General features: G+C 51.1%; 1 protein-coding gene. It reads right to left on the bottom strand.

The genetic code is table 11. The features are described 5' to 3' along the window. On the bottom strand, positions 1-231 hold a 231-nt coding region (locus SB775_RS34330; protein WP_410865754.1), incomplete at both ends, for an acyl-CoA dehydrogenase family protein.

Genomic DNA, 231 nt, shown 5'->3' with positions numbered 1-231 from the left:
ACGTAGATGTCAGCGATGCCGCCGTTCGTGATGAAGATTTTCGATCCGTTCAGGATGTAATGGTCGCCGTCTTCTTTCGCGCTCGTTTTCATGCTTCCTGCATCTGATCCTGCAGATGGTTCAGTAAGTCCGTAAGCACCGACTTTTGTGCCTTCAGCCATCGGGCGCAAGTATTTCTGCTTTTGCTCTTCTGTGCCGAATGTATAGACCGGCCATCCAGCAAGTGAGGTG

This window comes from Peribacillus sp. SIMBA_075 (assembly GCF_046534585.1).
This window is presented reverse-complemented; position numbering and strand designations above follow the sequence as displayed.